The 23,001-nt window shown below is 54.5% G+C and carries 18 protein-coding genes; 5 read left to right on the top strand and 13 right to left on the bottom strand.

Annotated features, from left to right (window positions below; translation table 11 throughout):
- Positions 1-13: 13 nt before the first annotated feature.
- Positions 14-1,051: a methyltransferase gene (locus G491_RS0103080; protein ID WP_028313536.1), complete on the top strand. Its 1,038-nt coding sequence runs from the start codon at positions 14-16 to the stop codon at positions 1,049-1,051.
- Between the two features lie 81 nt (positions 1,052-1,132).
- Here G491_RS0103080 and G491_RS29215 read toward each other — a convergent pair whose 3' ends face one another.
- The 7 genes from G491_RS29215 to G491_RS0103045 all read right to left on the bottom strand — a co-directional run bounded on the left by G491_RS29215 (position 1,133) and on the right by G491_RS0103045 (position 7,682).
- Entirely contained in the window at positions 1,133-2,425 is a 1,293-nt protein-coding gene (locus tag G491_RS29215) for a DEAD/DEAH box helicase (RefSeq protein WP_035217547.1), read from the bottom strand.
- Positions 2,426-2,959: 534 nt separating this feature from the next.
- Positions 2,960-3,160, bottom strand: a complete 201-nt coding sequence (locus G491_RS0103070; RefSeq protein WP_015947224.1) for a cold-shock protein — start codon at positions 3,158-3,160, stop codon at positions 2,960-2,962.
- Positions 3,161-3,416: 256 nt separating this feature from the next.
- The gene (locus tag G491_RS33290; RefSeq protein WP_051326996.1) at positions 3,417-4,274 is read right to left on the bottom strand and encodes a rhomboid family intramembrane serine protease; all 858 of its coding nucleotides are present in this window, start codon (positions 4,272-4,274) and stop codon (positions 3,417-3,419) included.
- A 4-nt stretch (positions 4,275-4,278) separates the two neighbouring features.
- Positions 4,279-5,031, bottom strand: a complete 753-nt coding sequence (locus tag G491_RS0103060; protein ID WP_028313535.1) for an alpha/beta fold hydrolase — start codon at positions 5,029-5,031, stop codon at positions 4,279-4,281.
- Positions 5,032-5,071: 40 nt separating this feature from the next.
- Positions 5,072-5,872 carry an acyltransferase gene (locus tag G491_RS0103055; RefSeq protein ID WP_028313534.1) on the bottom strand — a complete coding sequence of 267 codons (801 nt, stop codon included), beginning with the start codon at positions 5,870-5,872 and terminating at the stop codon, positions 5,072-5,074.
- A gap of 12 nt (positions 5,873-5,884) precedes the next feature.
- Positions 5,885-6,964, bottom strand: a complete 1,080-nt coding sequence (locus tag G491_RS0103050; RefSeq protein WP_028313533.1) for a hypothetical protein — start codon at positions 6,962-6,964, stop codon at positions 5,885-5,887.
- Positions 6,954-7,682, bottom strand: coding sequence for a class I SAM-dependent methyltransferase (locus G491_RS0103045; protein WP_028313532.1), 729 nt, complete (start codon positions 7,680-7,682; stop codon positions 6,954-6,956). Before G491_RS0103045 ends, G491_RS0103050 begins: the two co-directional genes overlap by 11 nt.
- Positions 7,683-8,021: 339 nt before the next feature.
- On the opposite strand from G491_RS0103045, the gene G491_RS0103035 reads away from it, so the two are divergent.
- From G491_RS0103035 to G491_RS0103020, 3 genes are all read left to right on the top strand, one after another.
- Positions 8,022-9,191 (top strand): hypothetical protein, encoded by a 1,170-nt coding sequence (locus tag G491_RS0103035; RefSeq protein ID WP_028313531.1) that lies wholly within the window; start codon positions 8,022-8,024, stop codon positions 9,189-9,191.
- Positions 9,192-9,291: 100 nt separating this feature from the next.
- A complete protein-coding gene (locus G491_RS0103030; protein ID WP_028313530.1) occupies positions 9,292-10,929 on the top strand; it encodes an ArnT family glycosyltransferase in 1,638 nt (545 codons plus the stop codon).
- Between the two features lie 472 nt (positions 10,930-11,401).
- Positions 11,402-13,273 (top strand): acyl-CoA synthetase, encoded by a 1,872-nt coding sequence (locus G491_RS0103020; RefSeq protein WP_028313529.1) that lies wholly within the window; start codon positions 11,402-11,404, stop codon positions 13,271-13,273.
- A 639-nt stretch (positions 13,274-13,912) separates the two neighbouring features.
- On the opposite strand, the gene G491_RS0103010 is transcribed toward G491_RS0103020, so the two are convergent.
- The 3 genes from G491_RS0103010 to sat all read right to left on the bottom strand — a co-directional run bounded on the left by G491_RS0103010 (position 13,913) and on the right by sat (position 17,295).
- Positions 13,913-14,464 (bottom strand): tetratricopeptide repeat protein, encoded by a 552-nt coding sequence (locus G491_RS0103010; protein WP_015947214.1) that lies wholly within the window; start codon positions 14,462-14,464, stop codon positions 13,913-13,915.
- A gap of 103 nt (positions 14,465-14,567) precedes the next feature.
- Positions 14,568-15,761: a (Fe-S)-binding protein gene (locus tag G491_RS0103005; protein ID WP_028313527.1), complete on the bottom strand. Its 1,194-nt coding sequence runs from the start codon at positions 15,759-15,761 to the stop codon at positions 14,568-14,570.
- A gap of 259 nt (positions 15,762-16,020) precedes the next feature.
- Positions 16,021-17,295: a sulfate adenylyltransferase gene (sat, locus tag G491_RS0103000; RefSeq protein ID WP_015947212.1), complete on the bottom strand. Its 1,275-nt coding sequence runs from the start codon at positions 17,293-17,295 to the stop codon at positions 16,021-16,023.
- Between the two features lie 354 nt (positions 17,296-17,649).
- On the opposite strand from sat, the gene G491_RS0102995 reads away from it, so the two are divergent.
- Positions 17,650-17,934, top strand: coding sequence for an AbrB/MazE/SpoVT family DNA-binding domain-containing protein (locus G491_RS0102995; RefSeq protein ID WP_035217667.1), 285 nt, complete (start codon positions 17,650-17,652; stop codon positions 17,932-17,934).
- Between the two features lie 297 nt (positions 17,935-18,231).
- Here the strand turns inward: G491_RS0102995 and G491_RS0102985 are convergent, their stop codons facing one another.
- The 3 genes from G491_RS0102985 to G491_RS0102975 all read right to left on the bottom strand — a co-directional run bounded on the left by G491_RS0102985 (position 18,232) and on the right by G491_RS0102975 (position 22,997).
- Positions 18,232-18,918: a class I SAM-dependent methyltransferase gene (locus G491_RS0102985; RefSeq protein WP_028313525.1), complete on the bottom strand. Its 687-nt coding sequence runs from the start codon at positions 18,916-18,918 to the stop codon at positions 18,232-18,234.
- Positions 18,919-18,951: 33 nt separating this feature from the next.
- Positions 18,952-21,960, bottom strand: coding sequence for a DEAD/DEAH box helicase (locus G491_RS0102980; protein ID WP_028313524.1), 3,009 nt, complete (start codon positions 21,958-21,960; stop codon positions 18,952-18,954).
- Positions 21,961-22,145: 185 nt separating this feature from the next.
- A complete protein-coding gene (locus tag G491_RS0102975) occupies positions 22,146-22,997 on the bottom strand; it encodes a DUF7689 domain-containing protein (protein WP_028313523.1) in 852 nt (283 codons plus the stop codon).
- Positions 22,998-23,001 lie beyond the last annotated feature (4 nt).

The raw sequence follows: 23,001 nt of genomic DNA, 5'->3' as shown, positions 1-23,001 counted from the left end.
GGAGATTGAGAGTATGAAAAAAATGCTTCCGCCGAAAGGACCGGGCGACAATGGTTTGTCCCTGCTTCCCTATGAGGCCGTCAAATGGGAATTGATCAAGGCGGCCCTGGAATTGGGCGTGTTCAATCAATTTGACGAGCCCTTGACGGCCGGGACGTTGGCTGAAAGGCTTGGAACGCAACCGGAAAACACGGAATTTATGCTGAATTCCCTAACCGCCATGGGATGCTTGACAAAGTGCAAAGGCGTGTTTGAAATGACGCCCATGGCCAGGGCGTATCTCGACCCGGCCAGCGAGCAGTGCATCGGCCCCATGCTTCTTTTTATGGAAAGATGGACAAAGCCCATGATGAACGGAGGCATGATAAATCTTATTTGCGACGGTCCTCCGCCGGCCGCGAATGCAGGCCGGGAGGAAATTTGGGAGCAGGGCGCCCGGTTGAGCATCAATAACGCCCGGGCGGGCCGCGCTCAGATAATTGCGGGGCATGTTTCGGCTTTGGCTGAATTCAGTTCATTCTCCAATATGCTGGATTTGGGCGGCGGGCCGGGAATGATCGCGGTCGCCGTGTTGGCTTCCCACCCGTCTCTCAAGTGCACCATCATGGAGCAGCCAGCCGTTTGCCGGGTGGCTGAAGAGCTGATTGCCGAGTACGGCATGGAATCCCGGATAAAGACTCTCTCCGGGGATTACATGGAGGACCCCATGGGCGAGGGCTTTGATTTTATCATGGCCAATTACACCCTGAATTTTTATCGGGACAGAATGGACGAGCTCATGGCCAAGATTTATAAGGCCCTTAATCCGGGCGGAGTCCTGCTGGTCACTTCGGACGGTTTGAACGAGGAAAAGACGGCGCCGGCGCAATCCGTGATAACCTGGCTGTCTACGGCGCTGCAGGGCATGGACATGTCTTTTGACCGGGGTTTTTTGGCGGACGCCATGATCAAGGCGGGATTTATTTCCACTCAAAGCTCCATGGTCGCAGACCTAACCATTGCGGCCCATGGGCCCATGGACGTGATCGTCGCACGAAAAGGCCGCAACTAGTCTCTGAAAGTATGACGCAGGGTGGATTGCCTGAAATGAGCAAGGGGGCCGCATGGCCCCCTTGCTTTTTGAAACTATGTGTTACCCGGCTGAAACCCAGGTAAAAGCCCCTTTCGCCTCTCTGTTGGCCCGCCTTTTGGAGTCGCTCTTTCTGCGTACTTCCACAGGGGGAAAATCTTGCCGGGACTTTTTCTTTTTCATAGGTTGACGGGGCGTGGCCTGAGCCGCCTGCCGGCCTGTTTCAGGCGTGGATGCCTGATAGTTAAAATCGTGGATGGTGCGCTGCTCCACATTGGAGCCGACGGCCCGGTTGACGGCCCGGACCATTTGCCGGTCGTCATTGGTGATAAAAGTAAATGCTTCACCGCGGCGTTTGGCCCTGCCGGTCCTGCCGATTCTGTGCATATAGGTTTCAGGAGTTGAGGGCATGTCATAATTGATGACATGGGAGACGTTGGCCACATCTATGCCCCGGGCGGCGATATCCGTCGCCACCAGCACCTGGTACTTGCCGGATTTGAATCCGTTCATGGCGTCAACCCTCCGGGACTGGGACAAATTCCCTTGGAGGGACGCGGAGCTGAATCCGGCCTTTGTCAGCTTGTTCCCCAATTGCTTGGCTTTGTATTTGGTGCGGGTGAACACCAAAACCGACTCCGTGCCCGTGCTGCCTAACAATTGCAGGAGCAAGGCTGTTTTCAGGTGCTGCGCCACGGGATAAAAGGCGTGTTTGACGGTATCCGCCGGAGCCACATGCCCAATCTGAACCAAAACATGGTTGTGAAGGACCTCCCCGGCCAGTCGTTTGATTTGCGCTGGCATGGTGGCCGAGAACATGAGGGTTTGACGTCCTTTGCGGGGCAGAAACGTCAATATTTTGCGGATGTCCGGCAAAAAGCCCATGTCGAACATCTGGTCCGCTTCATCCAGAACCAGCATTTCCACGCGGGACAGATCCACATTTTTCCGTCCAATATGGTCAAGCAGCCGGCCGGGACAGGCCACGACAATATCGGATTGTTTAAGCTGTTTCACCTGGCGTTGGAGGTTTACGCCTCCGTATACGGACACGCTTTTCAGGTTGGTGTGGGCGCCCAGGGTATTTATGGCTTCGTGCGTTTGCTCCGCTAGTTCACGAGTGGGGGCGATAATTAATGCCCGCACCCCGTTGCCGGGCTTTTGCATCAACCTGTGCAGGATAGGCAGTACAAAAGCCGCTGTTTTTCCCGTGCCGGTCTGGGCAAGCCCCATCAGGTCTCGTCCCTGCATGACCTGGGGAATTGCTTTTTCCTGAATGGGAGTGGGGGTGGAGTAGCCCGCCGCGGAAATTCCGGCGGCGACGTGTTTATGAAAACCAAAACTGGTAAAATTCAAATGTAATGTTTCCTTATAAAAAGTGTGTAGGGTTTAATAACCCTTTTGTGAAAAGACTTTGACGGCATTTTATAGACACGCTCCCTATGGTCGGCTATTGACGTGCGGGGGCATGGCTGATTGCCGTTTAATGCCTCAGCGCATAAAATTGCTGAACTGCACAATCAAACTGCATTTTTTAAATGAGTATATGATTGATTGTTTTATTTATTGATGCCGCAGAATGCCCGAGTCAGCCGGCGAAACTGTTAAAACCCTACTATTTTAGCGCTAAACGAGTTTCTAATGTTGTCAGAAGAAAAAGATAGCGTTGTTTCCCCGAAATAAACTCAGGGAATAGGGAAACGGCTTTTTTTTTGAGGCGGATAGCGTAGTAATACAGGCGATCACTCAGAGGGCGAGCCCTGTATAAAGATGGGGTAGGCCCAGAGCATGGTTCGGAGGGCTGACGCTTCCAATACCATGAACTCAAAAACAAAGTGGAAAGGACGCGCTTCTATTGAGAAGCGCGTCCTTGAACTATCTTGCGAAAACTTAACCTACGGTGACGTTTTTCGCAGAGGGGCCCTTGGCGCCCTGCTCGATATCGAAGGTCACCCGGTCGCCTTCGTTCAGGCTCCTGAAGCCGCTGGAGTTGATTGCGGAATGATGCACGAAAACATCGGGGCCGCCGTCTTGCTCAATAAAACCAAAACCTTTTTGATCGTTAAACCACTTTACAGTACCATTTGCCATGGAGAACATCCTCCTAAAATAAAAGTTTCAAAGATTTTTGACTGGAGGATGCGACATTAGTTTGCGGCAGGGTCCTACAGAAAAAAATCACCCCGCAAAACCAACGCGGGGCCGTTTAATCTCACACAAGATAACACAACTTTTAAATAAAGCAAGTCTTTTTTTGCAGGGATGCACAAGTTTTTTTCTAACCCTTATTTCGCAGCCCTCTCCGGGATTCCCCTCACCCTCATGATTTCCGGGGCGAAGGACGCATTTAAAAACCCGCCGAAGCCCAGGCCCATAAAAGGATGGCCAGCGCCAGGGTAAGGAAGGGAAGCTGCTTTTTTTGAGGTACGGGCGTCGGTTTGAGAAGGGCGTACACCACACCCATCCCCACCCCGCAAAACCATCCGAAAAAGTGCGCCAAAAGGTCCGCCTTGGGGCCGCTGCCTAAAAAGGCCAGCAAAGCCAGGCCCACTGCCAGGCCGATCCATCTTCTGGACGTCAACCCCCAGCCGGCCTTTTGGCGTATGGCCCGAATGCCGCCCAATATGCCCAAGGCCGCAAAAACAGCCGTGGACGCCCCGCCTGAAAGATGATGGGACTGGTACATCCAGGCTGAGGCCAGATTGCCCAAGGCGCCGGCAAGCAGGATGAAAAGCCAGCCCACGCCGTAGCCCATGACCTGGCAGACCCCGGTGGCGAAAATGGCCAAAAAGGCCATGTTGCCCATGAGATGGAGCATATCGGCGTGCAGGCACAGGGCGGTGACGGCCCGCCAAATCTGGCCGTCCAGGATTTTTTCCGCCACAGCCCCTTTTTGCTCCAGCAGCCATCTGTTCTCCGAAAAAGGCCCCGTTCCTGCATAAAAGACGGCCAGAAGGCCTGCGGCCCAAAGGCCGCTGTAAGTCTTAAACTGCGGCCACTTAGGCTCGTCAAGGTCTTGGGGCAGGTTTTCGCCCGTATATGCCGTAATTTGGGCGAAAGCCCGGTCGTGGTCCTTTTGGGGGACCAAAATTTGCCAGCCGTCCTCCTTCCGTTCAAACTCATAGGCTATTTTGGAGGCTTCCAAAATCAACCCGTACAGGTTGGCCTTGTTGTCCGGCAGGTTTTTTATGAATAGAGGCGTCATGGCGTCATGACAAAAAATCTTTCAAAGCCTGGCAGAATTGCTCCGGCTGCTCCATGGCCATGAGATGCCCGGCTTCCGTGATGACCACCAGCTTGGCGCCTGCAATGCCGTCCAAAAGAAACTGGCCGTATTTGAGGGGCGTGAGCTTGTCGTTGTCGCCGGATAGTATGAGCGTGGGCAGGGCGATTTCTCCCAGGCGCTGGCAGACGTCGAACTTGTCGCAGGCCCGGAAGTCGCCCAGCAGAACCTGGGGATCGGAATCCCTGGTCCGTTCCATTTCTTTTGCGACCAGAGCAGGAGCAGGGTTTGCTCCGAATACGGTCTGGCCCATCATTTCCCGGGCGCCCTCCCAATTGGTTTCAATGGCCTCGAACATCATGGGCATGACCCGCAGCCTGCATCCGGTGCCCACAAGCACCAGGCGGGTGAGCCAGGAAGCCTTGTTCAAGGCGCTTTGCTGCACAATGGCGCCGCCCAGGGAATGGCCGCCCAGAGCCACGTTTTCCAGGTTGAGGGCATTGCAGAATGCGTCCACAAAGGCTGTGTACTCTCCCACGCCGTCCTTGCTTTCGCCTTCGGACTTGCCGTGACCGGGCAGGTCGACCAAATAGACGTTGGCGCAGCCGATTTTCAGGCATTCCTCCGGCCAGTTTTCATGGCTGCCGCCGGATCCGTGGATGAGCACCAGATTGATGGCGGAACCTGCATCTTGATGGACATAATGGATGTTTTCACCGTTGACTTCCACAAATGGCATACAGGCCTCCTTGACGCAATTGGGGGTGGGGGGAATAAAGCTAATCGCCGTAGCGGGGAAAAAGCAGATACCTGAGCCAGCCCCATAGGGTGTTCTGGTCATGGGCGTCTTTATCCGCCGCAGATAGCATTTTTTGCAGTTCATCGTGATTTGCGAACATGGCTTCCCGGCCTTTGACAGCCCGCTCCGGGTCCAGCTCCTTGACCACCTGGCAGGGATTGCCGGCGGCGATGCTGTTGGCCGGCACGTCGCGCCTGACCACGGAGCCGGCGCCTATGACGCTGTTTTCGCCGATGGTCACGCCTTTGCAAACAATGGCGTGATCGCCAATCCAGGCGTTATCGCCGATTTCAACCGGCGCCGTGCTTCCCACGGGCATGCACCGGTCGTATATGCCGTGCCAGTCGGCGTCCGTGACGTAAGCCCCTTGGGCGAACATCACCCCGTTGCCTATGGTGATTCTGGTGGCCGCCTGGATGCGTACGCCCGGGCAGACCAGCACGTAGTCTCCCAGTTTGATCAAGCCCTGGCCGAGGGCGCGGGCTTCTTCCTTGGCCTTGGCGCCCACTCTTTTATCCGAGCCGTCCATGATGGCCGCCAGGTCTTCCAAATCCGCCTGGGCCCAGGACACGAAATGCACGTTGGAATGGGGCTCTGCAATAATGGTGGCGTAATCGCCCACCTCTACGGAATAGCCGAACACCTGGACATGCCAGGGCCGGATTAAGGCCGGGCTTTTTCCCAGATGGCGGAACTGGGGCCGCAAATAGCGGTCCGTGTACCATTTTACGTATTTGTTTTGCAGATTTTTGACAAAATAGGGTCGATGATCTTTTCGCACGTGGTTAAACCTTTACGCCGCGGGAGTTTTATCCCGTTTGCCGATTCCGGACTTGGCATGGGTCCGGTGGACTTTCCAATATTCATGGGAGAAAATGTGCGATCCCGGGGTCCAGGTGTATAAAGCGTCCGCGGCAAGGAGCACCGCCGCCGTAGTCCAGGCGGTTTGCTCTTCCGGCCAGATCACCGAGTCGGGAACCGTAATGCCCGTCCAGTACAGGCCGTTGTCAAAGCAGGAGCTTTTAACCCACTTGAAAATGGTTTCCGCCTGTTCAAACATGCCGATGCCGGCCAGGGCCAGGACGCATTCCGAGCTTTCGGCCATGGTGACCCACGGCCTGTCGGAAACGCACCGGACTCCCCAGTTTTCCACCACAAAGTCGTTCCAGTACTGGCCGATCCGGTTTTGCGCCTCCTCGCCGGTAACGGCGCCGCACAGGATGGGATAATACCAGTCCATGGAATAACGCGATTTACTTTCGTCGAAAAGCTCCGGCCTGGTCCGGATGGCCTTGCCCAGCTTGCGGCGGGCGAACTCCCATTGAGGCCGGGACTTGTTAAGGCATTTAGCGATGGCCAGGGCGCTTTGGATGCTCATATAAATGGAGCTTGAGCCGGTAAGCATGCACCGTTTGTCCACATTGCCGTCCATGTCCTGGCTCCAGTAGATGGGGCCCTCCGGCGATTGCAGGTTGACGGCGAAATTGATGGCCTTTTCTATGGTGGGCCACATTTGGGCCAGATAATCCTTGTCCCCCGAAATCAGATAATAATGGTAAATCCCAAGAGCCACGTAGGTGCTCATATTGGGATCCTTGCGCATTTCGTCAGGCTGCCCGTTTCTGTAAGAAGGGAAAAAGCTGCCGTCTTCATTCTGGGTGAAAGCCGACCAGGCAAAGGCGTTCCTGGCTTCTTTCAGGTATCCGGCTACGGCCAGCGCCATGGCGCTCTCCACGTGGTCCCAGGGGTCCGTCTTGCCGTCCACGGACCAGGGAATTTCCCCGTCCGGTTTTTGCAATTTGCAAATGGCTTCGGCCATGGAGCGGACGTCTATGGCGTCAAATATGGGATTAGGCGAAGCGTTACGCGTCATTTTTCCCCTCATTTTTCAAATAATAGACAATGCTTTTAGCCATCACCGGGGCCAGGAGATTTTCCGCAAATACCGTGGGCGCCGGGCGCTTGGTTACGTGCCAGTTGATGAACTTGTCATAACCGGCGGAAAGCAGCCCGGGTTTGCCCCTGCGCACCGCAATGCATCTAAGCCACCACAAGGGGCTGTGCAAGGCGTGGGCTCTGCGTCTGGCCTGGCATTTTAAGCCGGCTTCCCCAAAAATTTGTTCCAATGCCTTCTTCTTATAGATGCGGACATGGCCGCCGGCCATCTGGCGATAGGTTTCATCCGCCAAGGCCCAACAGATTTTTTCCGGCAAATAAAGGGGCACGCTCACAACCAGGGTCCCCTCGGGCTTCAACACCCTCGCCATTTCCGCAACGGCGCTTTGATCGTCGGGAATGTGCTCCAGCACCTCGGAGCAAATCACATAATCGAAGCTATTGTCCGCAAAGGGCAGGCGGGAAGCGTCCACTGCAGCGCCGTATGCGTCGCCGCCTCCGCTCTCCCTGTTATCCACCATGCTGCGCAGCATGATCAACGCCCATGCGACGATATTGTATGTAATATCAGCGGCGACCACGTCCACGCCCGGGCTGCGATACGCTTCCCAGGAATGGCGCCCCGGGCCGCAGCCCAGGTCCAGAACCCTGGAGCCGGGTTCGATGTTCAGCCTATTAAAGTCTACTGTCAGCACTTGATATTTTTTCCGACCCTCAAAGCGATTGCGCCGGGCTCCGGCAACCCTCTTTCAAAAAAAAAGTAATTCATATCATGGGCGCCGGTCATTTACAAGGAGTTATGTCCTCATCCCATCAGCCGAAAATAACGTTCATTCCTGAAAGTAAAGATTGCAGCCGGGTATGCCGATGCAAGGTTGTTGGGAACGGCTGCTAAGCCGGTTTTGTAATCCGTGCGTACAATAAGGCTGCGTACAATAAGGCTTGGAAAAATGGCGATGACATAGTACATTCAAAGCGTATAGGCGCGTTTTTCCGCCGCGCCGCGTGAAAGGAAGCTCCAGGCTCGGCCGCGTATGTATTTGTCAGCTTTTTTACATAGAGACGAACTTTTTGAGATCACCAACCGCTGGTTGTGCGACGATTTCAAGCCCACCGATCCTCTTCAGATCACCCGAATCATCACTTACGACAGTTTTGCCGGTTGGGAGGCCTTGCTCCACCTTACCCAAAGCATATTGACCGGGGCGACCGGCAAGAAGCTGCACGAACAGAGGGTGAAGTCCAAGCGTGAGTTGAAGGACTTTCTTTGCCATTCGGCGCGCAGGCAGTCCTTGGGAATACAAACCCTGATCGAAAAATACACGGAGACCCCGGAGTTTTATTATGTGGGCGCTCCCATGGCCGGGATTGTATTCCATGATGAGGCCATGAATGTGTTGGGCGCCTGCCGGTTTAAAAAGGCCAGGCGCATTGCGGAAAAATCCAACCGGTACGCTTCGAGGCATATTTTTGAAATGGTCAGGGAAAAAGGGGTGGCCCAGATGGAGGCCTGGGAAAAACAGGGCGTGCGCAACGGCATCGATCCCCAGGAGCTGTATGAACAGGCTGAAAAGCAGGTCATGCAGGAAATCAGGACCAAGGGGCTTTTACTGCCGGAAGAGCCCATGACTATCAAGGACGTGCTGGGGCTGAAGATTGTGGATTTGGGCTTTGGAGAAAAAGGCCTGGAGCAGGCCATTAAAAGCCTGGGCGGCGCTGAGGTGATGGAGAAGGAGCGCCACTCCGGGAATTATAATGCGGTCCATTACGTCATTCGGATGGATGTGGATTTTCCGGAATTGTGCGAAAAGTTCCGTCAGAACGGCAAGGGCCTTGTTTACGCGCAAAGAGGTTTGCCCGGAGACAGGATTCATCAGGACTTTGAAGATTTTATGGAAACCGGCGCCAAGGACCTTTACGTTGACCTGATTTTCACCACCTACGAAGAGATGATTCAATCGGAAATCGGCCGCAGCATGCACGAAACCCGGATCTTCGCCCAGCGCAGCAATCAAAGGGTGTTCGGCAACATTCCGGTCAACATAGAATATCTCATGGAGTATCTGCTGGCCGTAGGCCTGAGCCCCAAGGTGGAACTGGAGGACATTCCCATTAAAATCTGGGGGCGCTATTTGCCTGAAACCCTGGCCTATTGCATCCGCAAATTATTCGGCATGCCCGAATACTCCCTCATGGGCTTTTAGCTCTTAATCCGCCGCCGCTTACACATCTTTATCTGGCCTAACCGCGCTGGCCGTGCTATGCACTGGCAAGCGACAATTCTTCCACGGGGACCGGTCCGCCATGCAGGAAACAATCCAGCCCAGCAATGAAAAGCGCTTCAAAATCGCCTGGTTTGTAACGGTTTTGTCCGTCTGCCTTATTGCCGTTGTCATCCTGCACGATGACTATGGAATCGCCTGGGACGGCGCCCGCCTGGCGGATTACGGCGACGCGGTCCTGGAGTATTTCACCTCAGGCTTCACCAGCCAGGCCTACAAGCAATGCGACGACGCCCATTATTACGGCCCGTTGGTGGAAGTCCTGTCCTCGGCCGTTTACAGCCATTTTCCCGGCCATCGATTTGAAATCCGGCATCTAATCAGCGCTCTAACCGGGCTGTTGGCCCTGGCGGGAATGATGAGTATTGCGGCTCTTTTTAGAGGGCGCAACGTATTGATTTTCAGTACGCTTGCCCTCATTATGCTGCCGCGATTCGTCGGCCACGCATTCATTAACACCAAAGACATTCCCTTTGCCTGCGGCTTTGCCTGGACCATGTTCTCCCTGGTTCTGCTGTTCAGAGGGCATCGGTTTTCATGGTTCAAATTCCTGTTTTTCGGGCTTTGCCTGGGATTGACCCTGGCGGTCAGGACCGGCGGATTGCTGGCCCTTTGCTTTTTATTTCCCGTTGGGGGATTTTATTTTTTGGCGAACAAGCCCTGGCTGGAGGAGCCCGCCGGAGGCCTGGCGTATAAAGGCGTTTCCCTGGGGCTTAAACTGCTCAGCGCATCGGCCATTGCCTGGCTGGTCATGGTGGCTTTTTGGCCCTGGGCCCATGAAAGCCCGTTTTTGCATCCCATAGAAGCGTTCAAGTTGGCTTCCCAGTTCAATCGACCCTATCTGGTCTTATTTCAAGGCAATGTGATTCAAAGCCCGGATCTGCCCTGGTATTATCTTCCCTGGTACCTGCTGATCAGCACTCCTTTGCCGACCATTATTCTGCTGGCCGCGGGCGTTGCAGTCAGTATTTTCGGCGTTCTGAAAGCCTTCAGGGATGATGAGAGTTTGCTTTATGTCTGCCTTTTGCTGTGGTTCTGGTTCCCGATTGGATACGTTATTGCAACGCATCCGAATATTTATGACGGCATCAGGCACTTTTTGTTTATACTCCCGGCAATGGCCCTGCTGGCGGGAGCAGGCGCGGCCTGGCTTGTCCAGGCTATGAAGCGCAAAGCCCGAAATGCGGCCGTTATCACCCTGTCCGGGCTGCTGGTTCTGCCTTTGGTTGATATGATAGAGCTTCACCCCTACCAGATGACCTATTTTAATGGCGTCGCGGGAGGCGTGGGGGGAGCCTATGGAAAGTACGACACGGACTATTGGCTGACCAGTTACAAGGAATGCATGGAGTGGCTGAATAGTAACACAGACCCGAAAGACGGACCCATTAAGGTGCTTGTCGCCATGGAGCCCTTGTCCATAAACTGCGCCAAATACTTTGCCGCCCCTCACATTCAAATTGTTCTGGTGAACAAACGCCCTTCGGAAGCCTATATGCCTGACTTTTTGGACTACTATGTGGGAAACAGCCGGTTTTCCAACCATGCATGCTTTCCCAAAAATAAGGTTGTGTACATTGTCCAGAGGCAGGGCGCCGTTTTTTCCGTGATTCGCCAAAACAAGCCCATGCCGGCCCCGCCCGAAGGCGCCGCTCCTTAATCATCGACTGTCGAGCCCGGCAAGGCCTTCCTGCGTTTTAAGATCCCATTACTCCTACATCCTTTAGTCATCTTCAGTTTTTTTGTTCAAAAGCAGCGTTTGGTATTTTGGGCCGTTTGTTTGTTGATAAGTTGATTGATTTCAGTTTGTTATGTTGGGCGTCATGGTGTTTTCGAACCTACCAAAGTATCTTTTTGGGCGCCTTGCATTCGCAAGGCAAGGAGTAACGAACGTTCGTTTCAGGCAAGGCTCACGAGCTCTTATTTGACGGCATTTTTTCCCGTTTTTGGTATTGCAATACCCATGGGGTTGTGACAAATTAGAACGGTGTTATCCCTTTGTTTTGGGATAGCCTCATTTCTGGATTGAAGCTGCGGGGGAAAGGCGGCCGGGAAGCGGTTTTGGGGCCGGACGCCGAGGGTGCGCTTTTATTTTTTTTCACGGGAGACAAGATGTAGAAAGGAGAATCACCATGGAAGAACTTCTCATCAGGGGGCTGGATGACATCAGGGCGTTAGAGGACGTCCCCTATCAAGAGAGGGTGAAGGAAAATAGCACCTACGAACTCCTGGAGCGCGGCGCCGCCATCAACCCGGACGCAACGGCCATGAGCTTCCTCATGAACGGCGATACGTACGAGAATCCCATTGAGATTACCTACGGGCAGTTCATCGGCAAAATTCGTCAGGCCGCCAACATGTTTCATGACCTGGGAATCGGGCCGGAGGACGTAGTCACCTATATTCTGCCCAGCCTGCCCCAGACCCACTACACCCTGTGGGGCGCGGAAACGGCTGGCATCGCCAACCCCATCAACCCCCTGCTGGAAGCAGCCACGATCAAGGATATCTGCACAGCGGCCAAGACCAAGGTCATGGTGTGCATGGGCGAAATGCCCGGCGTGGACATCTGGGAAAAAGTGGATCAGATCCGCAAGGACATCCCCACCCTGGAATATGTGATCCGGGTGATGGGTCCCACGGACGAGGCGGAAAAAATATACAGCTTTGAAGAGAAAATCGAACAATATCCTTCTGACAAGCTGACTTTTGATCGCGAAATCGACAAGGAGGACATCGCCTCCCTGTACCATACCGGCGGCACCACGGGCACGCCCAAGCTGGCCAAACGCACCCATTACAACGAAGTGGTAATGGCCTGGATGATTCAGGTCATGGCCGGGTCCAAGCCTGAGCACACCTTGATGTGCGGTCTGCCGCTTTTCCATTGCAACGGAACCATCGTGACCGGATTGGCGCCCTTCTCTACAGGCTCCCGGGTGGTCATTTTGTCCCCCATGGGATACCGCGACCCCTCCATCATGATGAATTTTTACAAGATCGTGGAGAAATACAGGCCGGCCCTGTTCTCCGCGGTCCCCACGGTTTTGTCCGTGCTTTTGGATATCCCGTTGAACGGGGCGGACATTTCGTCCCTGGAATTCGTGGTCTGCGGCGCAGCGCCCCTTTCCGTGGAGCTTTTCCGCCGCTTTGAAGAGCACACGGGCATGAAGATCCTGGAAGGCTACGGCCTCACCGAAGGCGCCGTGGCTTCCAGCATGAACCCCAAGGACGGCGAACGCAAGATCGGCAGCATCGGCCTGCCCATGCCGTTCCAGCGCATCAAGGTTGTGGAATGCAACGACGACGGCGAATACGTCCGCGACTGTGAAGTGGGCGAGATCGGCAACGTGTGCATCAAGGGCCCCAACGTCTTCAAGGGATACGTGGAAGACGCCCATAACAAAAATATCTGGGTTCCCGGCGACTGGTTCAACACCGGCGACATGGGCCGCCTGGATGAAGACGGCTACTGCTGGTTGACCGGCCGGAAAAAGGAACTCATCATCCGCGGCGGACATAACATCGATCCGGCAATGATCGAAGAGCCCCTGTACAAGATGCCCTCCGTCAAGATGGTTGCGGCTGTCGGCCGCCCCGACGCCCATGCCGGCGAAGTGCCTGTGGCTTATGTGGAAGTGGCGGAAAACTCCGGCTTAACCGAAGAACAGGTTATGGCCTGGGCCAAGGAGCATGTGGGCGAAAAGGCCGCGGTGCCTAAGGAAGTCGTCATCACTTCTGCAATTCCCCTCACCCCGGTGGGAAAGATTTTCAAGCCCGCTCTGCGTTGGGACGCCACCAAGCGCATGTACGAAAAAGAGCTGGAGGCGCTTGGAGATTTGGTCGAATCCGTGGAAGTCGCCGTGGGCGAGCACAAAGTGCACGGCACCATCGCGGAAATCAAAGTGAAGGCCGCCTCAGGGCAGGACGCCCAGGCCATCAAGGACAAGGTCTCTGAAATCCTGGCCCGCTACACGGTGTACCATGAAGTGACCGTGGAATAGCTTCAGCCTTATTGTAAAATATACAGCCCCGCCTTTCCGGTTATTCAGGGAAGGGCGGGGTTGTTTTTTGTAGCAAGTTTCAGCCCGTTTTTCGCACAGCCTTTCCCGTAAACTCCCTGGAATTTGAGCCCTTGCTCCATGATCGATTTTTCCTAGCAGAGCTTGCCGCGCTGAGATTTTTTTACCCGGACAAAATGCCTCACAATGCCTTCCTGTGAGGCATTCTTTCCCCATTAGTCCGGTTTCTACCCTTGTTAAATTTACTTCGCCAAGCGGAAATATCATGTTTTCAGGTAGTTAATTTTTGGCACGGAATTAGCTATATATAGAAGGCCAGATGGACGCGAAAAACACTCCCGTCCGTCGGTTATGAAGGAATGTTCAGTATCATGGTAGGGTGATTTATTAGCAGTAGGGGTGCACTTTTTTGCGCGACCCGCCTGGATGCAAAGTAAGGGGGACATCCGGCGTAACAATCAGCGGCATAACAACGAGCCCGGTTTCCTATGGCTGGGCTCGGGCGAGCCGTACACGGGTTTGATCTGGGGGGACAAATCCAAGAAAAGGGGGGTTAGTTAGCCGGTGGTCTTGCGCAAGGGCCGGATCGTCACATCAGATGACGATCCGGCCTTACCTTTTTTAGGAGTCGGATTCATTCAAACGATCCAAATTATCCTGGATGTAGGATATGAGCGGGTCCGAGGGAGGAAGGCTGGCTTTGGCCGAAGCGGCGGCCTTTTCGAATAATTTAGCGGCCTCCTGGGTTTTGTTTATGGATTCCATCAACAGGGCCAGGTTGCAAAGGGACTTCACCACATCCCGATGATTAGGCCCCCATGCCGTTTCGTTAATGGCCAGGGAGCGCTGCAGCAGGGGCAGGGCGTCCTCGGGACGATCCTTGGCCTGGAGCACCAGCGCCAGGTTGTTGAGGGCGAAGGCCACGTTGGGATGGAAAAGCCCATAGGCCTCTTCCGATTCGGACAAAAACTCCCGGCAGAGGGACTCCGCCTGATCGTAGTTGCCCACCGTATATGCGTAGTTGGCTTTTTTCTCCAGGTCTTCCAGATGGTCTTCCGCACTGCGGGATTCAGGCCAGAACAAATAGGCCATTCCCCCGGCCATAATCAGGCAGAACAGTATCAAGAACGCGTTTCTTGCAAACCACCCCCGAAGGTCCAATTTTCCACCCATGGCGATCTTTCGTAATGATTATCCAAGTGACGATTAAGGCCTTTGCTTATTTAGCAGATTTTTCACGGTTTATCAAAACAGATCGGAAAACCGCCCTGACGAATCAACTAACAATCCGCATGGTTTTGGGGTCGGCCTTTTTCCAGGCCAGGGGCGCGCGTTTTCCCAGCGTATAGATAACCCGGGGCATAAGCCGGGAAATGGGCGCGGTTATGTCATCCCCAAAGGCCTTAAGAAGCTCTTCGGGCATGTATTTCAGCCGCACCCGTTTGACCCAGCTGTGGGGCGCCAGGGTCAGGTAGCAGCCGGGGCAGTTCAGGGCCATGTTTCGGGTTCCGGCGTCTTTGACTTCCTTAAGCCTTTTGGCCTGCACCTTCACCACGGAGGCCAGGTCAAAATCCCGGGCCACGCTGGCCGCGCCGCAGGTCAGGGCGCTGGCGCCCGTGTGCTCCATTTCCACAACCTGGCATCCCGCGGCCTGATAAACGTCCCTGAGGGTCTGCTGAAAATCGCCTCCCAGTTCCGTGGCGTAGCAGGACTCATGCACCGCAGCTGCATAGCCCAGGGGCTTTTTCAACTCCAATTCCCCGGCCTGATGCTTTTCCAGCAGCCATTGGTAGAGGGATATCACCTCATAAGGCAGTTTTCTACCCGCGACCTCGGGTAAAATAGTCCCCAGAAAGGTGCAGCAGGAGCCGCAATAGCAGACCAGCCGCTGGGTTTCCACCTTGCTGAGCACGGAAAACACCCTGTCCGTATTTTCCATGAAAGCGTCCCACTGGCCTGTGCGGTAGTGAAGCTCTCCGCAGCACAGGTCCGCCGGGCTGAATTTGGGCAGGGAGGCCAGGACCTTGGAATTTTCCAGATCCTTGCAAAACAGCCGGCCTATGCATCCGATCCACAATAGTTCCTCCGACGGTTCGGGAAACTCGCCCCATTTGTCCAGGACGGCTTTCTCCTCCTGGTTTTGCATGGCGTACAAGTCGGGAAAAAACACCGGGCCGGGAGTCCCCATGAGAAAATAGGGGACCAAACCGGGCAGGGAATTTTGCCTCTCCGGCTGTTCGGAAACCCTTTGAAGGATGAGTTCGTAGGGCCTCAAGCCCTCAGGGCAGAAGGAGTTGCAGCTCATGCACAAGGTGCATTGGTTTAAGATCGAGTCCGGCAGCCCCCCCTCAATCATGTGAAGGATGATCTCTCCCCCTTCCTTTCTATCCAGTTTAAGAACCGGGCATTGATTCAAACAGGTTCCGCATTGGGTGCATTTGGTCCAGTCGCAGCAATCCATAAAGCTCATGACATCCCCCTCCGTAGTCAAGCGTGATGATGGATAAAGGCCAAGGTTTGAAGATAAGGTCCCGGGAATTTCCGCCAGGAATTCAACGATTGTTAAGTTCTACATTACTTATATAGCATTAAGCAACTAGTAATTAAAGGGGGATTTTACTTTTTACAGATAGATATCGGAAAGGAGGCGCTTTGGTCCAAAAAAAGAGGGGAGCCCCAAAGGACTCCCCTCAAATACTCAACCGGAATGAATTCCGGAGAATTTACTTCTAGTTGCCGGTGGCGGCGCCGTGCAGTTTGACTTCCACCTTCTCGGTGAGGCCTTCGTAGTATTCGCGAAGGATAGCCACAACTTCGTCACGGCCGAAGTGATCCGGAAGTTCTCCGCCTTCGGACAGCATTTTGCGGAGCATGGTGCCGGACAGCAGCACGCGGTCTTCTTTGGCGTGGGGGCAGGTTCTGAGGGAAGCCATGCCGTCGCACTTGTAGCAGTAGAAGGTCCAGTCGATCTTCAGAGGCGTGCAGAGCAGAGCCTTGCCTTCTCCCTCGGGAGTAGGAATTTTGTCGAAGATGGTCTGGGCTTCGAACATGCCGTAGAAATCGCCGACGCCAGCGTGGTCGCGGCCGATGATCATACGGGAGCAGCCGTAGTTTTGACGGAAGGTGGCGTGCAGCAGGCCTTCGCGGGGGCCGGCGTAACGCATATCCAGGGGGTAACCGCCCTGAACAGCCTTGTCTTCCACGAAGTAATTCTTGACCAGCGCGTCGATGCACTTGACGCGAACGTCAGCCGGGATGTCGCCGGGCTTCAGGTTGCCGATGAGAGAGTGGATGAAGCAGCCGTCACATACTTCAATAGCGATCTTGCACAGATATTCGTGGGAGCGGTGCATGGGGTTACGCAGCTGCATGGCAGCGATTTCTTTCCAGCCTCTTTCCTCGAAGATGGCGCGGGACTCTGCCGGACGCTGATAGATTCCGGGGTATTCTTCGGGATATTCAGCTTCGGACAGAACCTTGACAGGGCCGGCCAGGTTGAATTCGCCCTGGTTCATGACCATCTGGACGCCCGGGTGATCATCCTTGGCGATCTTCCAGAATTCTTCAGCAGTCGGGGTTCCTTCGCCCATGAAGACTTTTTCGCACTCGAAAATTTTGTCCGCTTCGGTCATTTCGTATTTTTCGGTGACCTTCATGGTTGCCATGAACTCTTCCCTTTCGGGATCGAACAGAGCGATTTCATCGCCTACGTTGATCTTGGCGGCGTCGTCAGCGGAAGCATCCAAGGTCACGGGGATGGGCCAGAAAGTTCCGTCGGCCAGCAGAAAGTCTTCGCAGACGCCCTTCCAGTCAGCTTTGGTCATGAAGCCGTCCAGAGGGGAGAACCCGCCGATGCCCATCATGATAAGGTCGCCTTTGGCGCGGGAGCTGATGTTCAACTTGGGCAGAGTTGCTGCCTTTTTCTTTTCAGCTTCCAGTTCTGCACCTTCCAGAAGGCAGCATACAAGACCCTTGCCGCCATGGGGGGGAATAAGATTCGACATGTGTTGATCTCCTTTTGCATTTTATTGTAAAAACCAGCCCCGCGGCCCTGCGGAGCTTTCTCACCAGGTCCAATAGAGCATGTGAAAAAAGACACAGCACCTTATTATGCAAAACGCATACTTGTCAAGAGAAACCCTCAAGTCAGAATAAATGATGAGAGCCAAAAATATAACAACCTAAAATTAATACTTTTCAGTCTATTCTTAAACTATCTGAGCCGTCCCGGGCAAGAGAGGCCGCTGACAATTTTTCAACATATCCGACCCATGTTAACCGATTGTTGGATAGCTTGACAGATTTGTATGCTGTGCTATTATGAAATTACGAAATTCATTTTTAACGAGGTTATGAAAATGACGACCATAAAAATCACCAGTAACGGCTCGGTCACACTGCCCGCCCGAATCCGAAAGGCTTTGGGGCTAAAGGTCGGAGATTTTGTGAATGCCGAACTGGAGGAGGGGCGGGTTGTGCTCAAGCCCGCCAAGATTATCAACGCCGAAGATTCCTGGTTTTACACCAAAGAGTGGCAGAAGGGCGAGGCGGAAGCAGACCGGGATATTTCCGAAGGAAACGTGACCGGCCCATTTGACAACATTGACGATGCTCTAAAAGCTCTCAAAGACGCCAAGGAATGAGGCTGAGCTTCACAAACAGATTCGTCAAGGCATACAAAAAACTGCCCCGGCAAATCCGGGAGGCGACGGATAAACAGTTGGGGCTTTTGCTTTCCGACCCCAATCACCCCTCTTTAAATATGAAGAAGATGCAAGGCGTCCCAGACATCTGGGAGGCTCGGGTAACCAAATCCTATCGATTCACATTTCAGATCGATGATGAAGTATATACGTTAAGAAATATTGGACCCCACGACATTTTGGAAAAGCCGTAGTTGGTGGGGAAATAAATTCATTAGTGGCGCCCTATAGCGACCTCTACTCCTCATAGCAGGAGGCCACAACTTGTTGGCCAGTGTAATTTTTGCCAAAGGCGTCGTCAGCGCCCAGGTAAACAAAGGGGCTTTGCAGGAATTTCGGCCCCCTGCAGAGGAGAATCTTTTTTCGGGCGTCGTACTCCAATCCATGGCTTCGAAAAAACTTGTTTACCCTGATCCCCATTTTCCGTCCCTCTGGGTTAAAAATATTGTTCGTGTCCAGGTTGCAGGCGAAAATTCCATCCGGCGTGAGACATTGAATATATTTAATAATAACGCCAATTTTATCCCCGATGTAATGCATGCCATGGACGCAGGTGATCAGGTCGAATCGCAAACTTGTACGGAAATCCTCCAACGCGGACTCCACAAAACGCAGGTTGTCAAAGGCTTCCGGAATAGGGGCGAAGGCGCCGGTCAGATCCACCCCCATAAACTGAAATCGGCCGTCAATTCGGGCCTTCTTATATTTTGCCATAAGCTGAAGCATGGCTAGGCCCTGGCCGCAGCAAAGATCCAGCCACCGCCCGGTTTCCTGGGATTCTATCCCCTCCCTGAGAAATTGATCCGGATTGAGGGGCAACTCCTTTTGGTAGCTGTTGTCGCCTATGGCTTGCCGCTCCCGGTTCATGCAGCAGTTGGCGACGATGGGGGATTGGTGAAGCTCTTCAAGGGTTAAACGCGTCATTGGGGGCCTCTGAATTTTATTTGGGGGGCAAATTCACCACTTGACCGGAACCCGGACCACCTTTTTGGCTTTGTTTTGGAACAAAAGATGGCCGTGCTCCCGGCCGTAAAGGAACAGGTCCCGGGTGATGGCCACGTCAGCCCGGCAGTATTTCAGGATCTTGTCTATTTTTCCCTGCTTCCACCACTTGAGGGCTTGGAGCCCGTCCGCAGTCTTTTGCGTCCCAAGGGTGTGCTGGGCCAGCTTGTCCAGGGAAATGCGGTAGCCCAACACGCCGTAGATTTTCTGGAGCATGTCCAGGGTGGGGATTTGGGAAAAATCAAAGGCCGTATGGGCCGAAAGCACCTGATAATCGAACCGGATGATGTTGAACCCCACCACCAAATCCAGTTGAGTCAGGTGTTGAGCCAGGGCGTCGGTGTCGTCCTGGAAATATTCGTGGAATTTGCCGTCCCGGGAGTCGTAAAGCACGGAGCAGCTTACGCCCATGCGGTAGGCGGCGCCCCATCCCCCCACTTCGGCGGCGCTGCGCCGGGTTTCAATATCCAGAACTCCATAGTTTTCCTGGGACTTGAAGGGGTTATGCTCTCTTTCCGGTTGGATGTATGCGTCAATGGCGGCCGCGTAGGCTTGCCCCAGGTCAACACCTTTGTTTTCAGATGATTGTATATTTATGGCCGGTTTTTCCGGGGGCGGGGCCTGCTCAGCCGCCTTGTTCGCCTCTTCAGGTTTATTAAGAACGATTCTTTTCCGTTTTTCCGGCTTGGCGCCTCTGATGGACTCCAATATAAAAAGAGACGCTTCCTTGTCGATGGGCCGGTTGCCGGAGCCGCACTTGGGGGAGTGCACGCAACTGGGGCATCCGGTTTCACAGGGGCAGGACTTGATAGCCTGCATGGTTTTGGAAAACAGCTCCAAGGCCTTTTTAAAAGCGATGAGGGAAAGCCCCACGCCTCCGGGCACGCCGTCGTAGATGAAAACCGCCGGACCTCCCATTTGAGGATGGAAGGGCGTGGAAATGCCGCCCAGGTCGTTGCGGTCGGCCATGACGATCAAGGGGGCTATGCCGATGGCCGCATGCTCAATGGCGTGGATGCCCCCCATGAAATGCATGAATTTGTCTTCCACGGCCTTTTGGGTATGGCCGGGGATTTCAAACCAAAGCCCCTGGGTTTCGAAGGTGTTGGACGGCAGATCCAGGGGCGTGATTCCCAGGCTTTTCCGGGTGCGGACTTTCTTGCTTTCAAAACCCGTCACCTGATCCGTCACCTTCAGCCTGCCGCAATACACCCGGGTTCCCCACACGGTTTTTTCATCGAAGATCTCCAGGATCTCCGTGTCCTTGTCGCCCCTTGCCTGGGTGTAATAATCCACGTGGGCGGGCCGGGCGTATACGGTCCTGCGGGCAAGATCCAGGGCGTCCACCCGATAGGTTCTGCCCAGATGCAGATAAATGGCGCCGGGATGGGTTTCGCGGAAAGCCCGGAACAGGTCGATCTGGCCCACGCTCTGGCCGCCGGGGCCTTCCGGGTCTTCGGGATCGGCGACCATGATGGTGAACTGGCTCCCCGAGCCGCGCAGGTCCACGTCCCGTTGGGGTTTCTTTTTGGAGGCGTACAGCCTGCTTCCCTCGGCGTCTCTCAGCAGCTTGCCTTCCTGTTCCAGGCCGTAAATGGTATTATCCAATTCGCCGGATTGGAGGATGGGGTCGTCCAGGTTCAGGGGAAGCTCTGCGGCGGCGCATTCAATATGCCTTGCGCTGATGACAGGGTTCAGGGGATTGATGACCGCGTTTTCCACGCTGCGGGAGAAAAAGTCCTCCGGGTTCCGCATGAAATACTGATCCAGGGCGTCCTCCCCGGCGATGAGCACCATGGCCGACTCGGACAAATCCCGGCCCACGCGCCCCCCGCGCTGCCAGGTTGCCATGACCGTGCCTGGATACCCCACCAGGATGCACAGGTCCAGGGCGCCTATGTCTATCCCCAGTTCCAGGGCGCTGGTGGAAACCACGGCCAGCAACTCGCCGCTGGCCAGCTTTGTTTCGATTTCGCGCCGCTCTTCCGGCAGATATCCAGCCCGGTAGGCGCTGATTTTGTCCTTGAACTCCCCGGCCCTTTCGGACGCCCACATGGAAATGAGTTCGGTCATCTTACGGGATTGGGTGTAGACAATGGTGCGCAGCCCCCTTGCCAGGGCCGCCTTAAGAAGCATGATGGCCGTCTGGGCCGGGCCTGTCTGGGGATTCATAAACACCACGTGGCGTGCGCCCCGGGGAGCGGTGCTTTTTTCCACCAGCTTGAAATTCCGCCCGGTGAGCCTGCAAGCCAGATCGCGGGGATTGGCGATAGTGGCCGAGCACATAACAAATTGAGGATCGGAGCCGTAATAGCGGCATACCCGCAATAGCCGCGCAAAGACCCAGGCCATATGGGAGCCCATAACGCCCCGGTAGGTATGCACCTCATCCACGATGATGAATTTCAGCTTGCCGAAAAAACCCTCCCAATTGTGATGGTAGGGCAAAAAGCCCAGATGCAGCATTTCCGGATTGGTGAATAGGGCGTTGGGCGGCGCCTCCTTGATTTTGCGGCGCCGGTAAGACGTGGTGTCGCCGTCGTAGATTTCGGCCGTGGGCCCGTTTTCCATATTAGCAGCCAGCTTGCGGAAGGTCTTGATCTGGTCCTGGGTCAGGGCTTTTAACGGAAACATATACAGGGCATGGGCGCCGGGGTCCTGCGCCAGAGCCTCAAGCACGGGCAGGTTGTACATGAAGGTCTTGCCGCTGGCCGTGGGCGTGGCCGCCACAATATTTTCGCCCCTGCGGATCAGGTCTATGGCCTGCACCTGATGCTTGAACAGCTTCTTGACATCCGCCTTTTTCAGGATGTGGGCGATGGGCTCCGGCCACGGCGCCTCTGGCTGGCCGTACTGCGCCCTGGATTTGGGAAAAGACCGGTGGGTCACCACCTGGTCGGCCATGCGCGAGGAGGCTTTGAGGGCGTAAATGTACTCCGCGACTTTATCCGGTTTTGGGGGCATTGTTTGCGTGGTATTGGTTTTAAATTAAAACGTTGATTATCACTTGCTAATTTTTTGACCAAAAAGATTTTAGCACGGGGCAGGGCGTACAGCAAGGGCATGTTGATGTGTGTTTATGGCGCCGCCAGTGAAAAGAACGATCCTGCGCCTCCGCTTGACGACAGAGGAGGCGCAGCAGAAAAAGGCTAAGTGTTGGACAGGAAGAGTTTGACTACTTCCTCGGCCCTGAAACGCTCCCCTTTCAGGATGACTTCCTCGCTGCTGCCGGGAAGCACTTTCAGGAATTTATCCGTCTGCAAAGCGTCATACAGGTGCAAAGCCCGGAAATTGTCCGGCTCTACAAGTTTCTCTATAAGCAGGGGCATTATTTCCTTGCCCATGCCGGCCAGTTCAACGAATTCATCGCTGTGCCTGACGTAACTGGTGTTGGAGAGCAATATCCGGTGGCCGGATTTCCAGGTCTCCTTCCAGGCGCTAAAGCGGTTTTCAAAGGCCTCCACCGTGTCCTTGGGGATAGCTTCCTTTAAACCATCCAGGGCCTTTTTCTGGTACTCGTCCAGCAGCATGGCGCCCACCTCCTTGCTCTTCCTCACCTCGTCTTTCAGCATGGCGGCTTTATCCAACACACGGGAATCTCTTGATTTAGCATAATACGCGATCACCTGTCCATAAATCGCCCCTTCCAACTCCGTCAGCCCGTGCTGAATTCGAAGGCCGGCGCCGCACTTGGACTCCCATCGCGGGCCGTGTCCGGGGCCGGATATGCATCCATGGGTCATCTGGTTGTAGTCGCCGTTAAGCGCCCAAACCGCCACGGGGCCGGAACTTTGGCGCACAAAGCCATAACCTTGGTAAAACACGTCAAATTCATTGATGGTGGCCCCGGGCCATAACCAATCCCAATCCACGTCCACGGTCCAGGCAATGCAGTTGTATACGTCGGTGGCATCGTCCGTAACCCGGGCTCTGTCAACGTCCAGGTTTGGAAAGTGTCTTTTGTATTCCGTTTTTTCAGACGGGGTCATCTCTCTGTCCATGGTT

It is taken from the genome of Desulfatibacillum aliphaticivorans DSM 15576, from assembly GCF_000429905.1.
Lineage (GTDB): Bacteria > Desulfobacterota > Desulfobacteria > Desulfobacterales > Desulfatibacillaceae > Desulfatibacillum > Desulfatibacillum aliphaticivorans.
The sequence above is the reverse complement of the archived record's forward strand: the minus strand, read 5'-3'. Positions and strand labels throughout refer to the sequence as shown.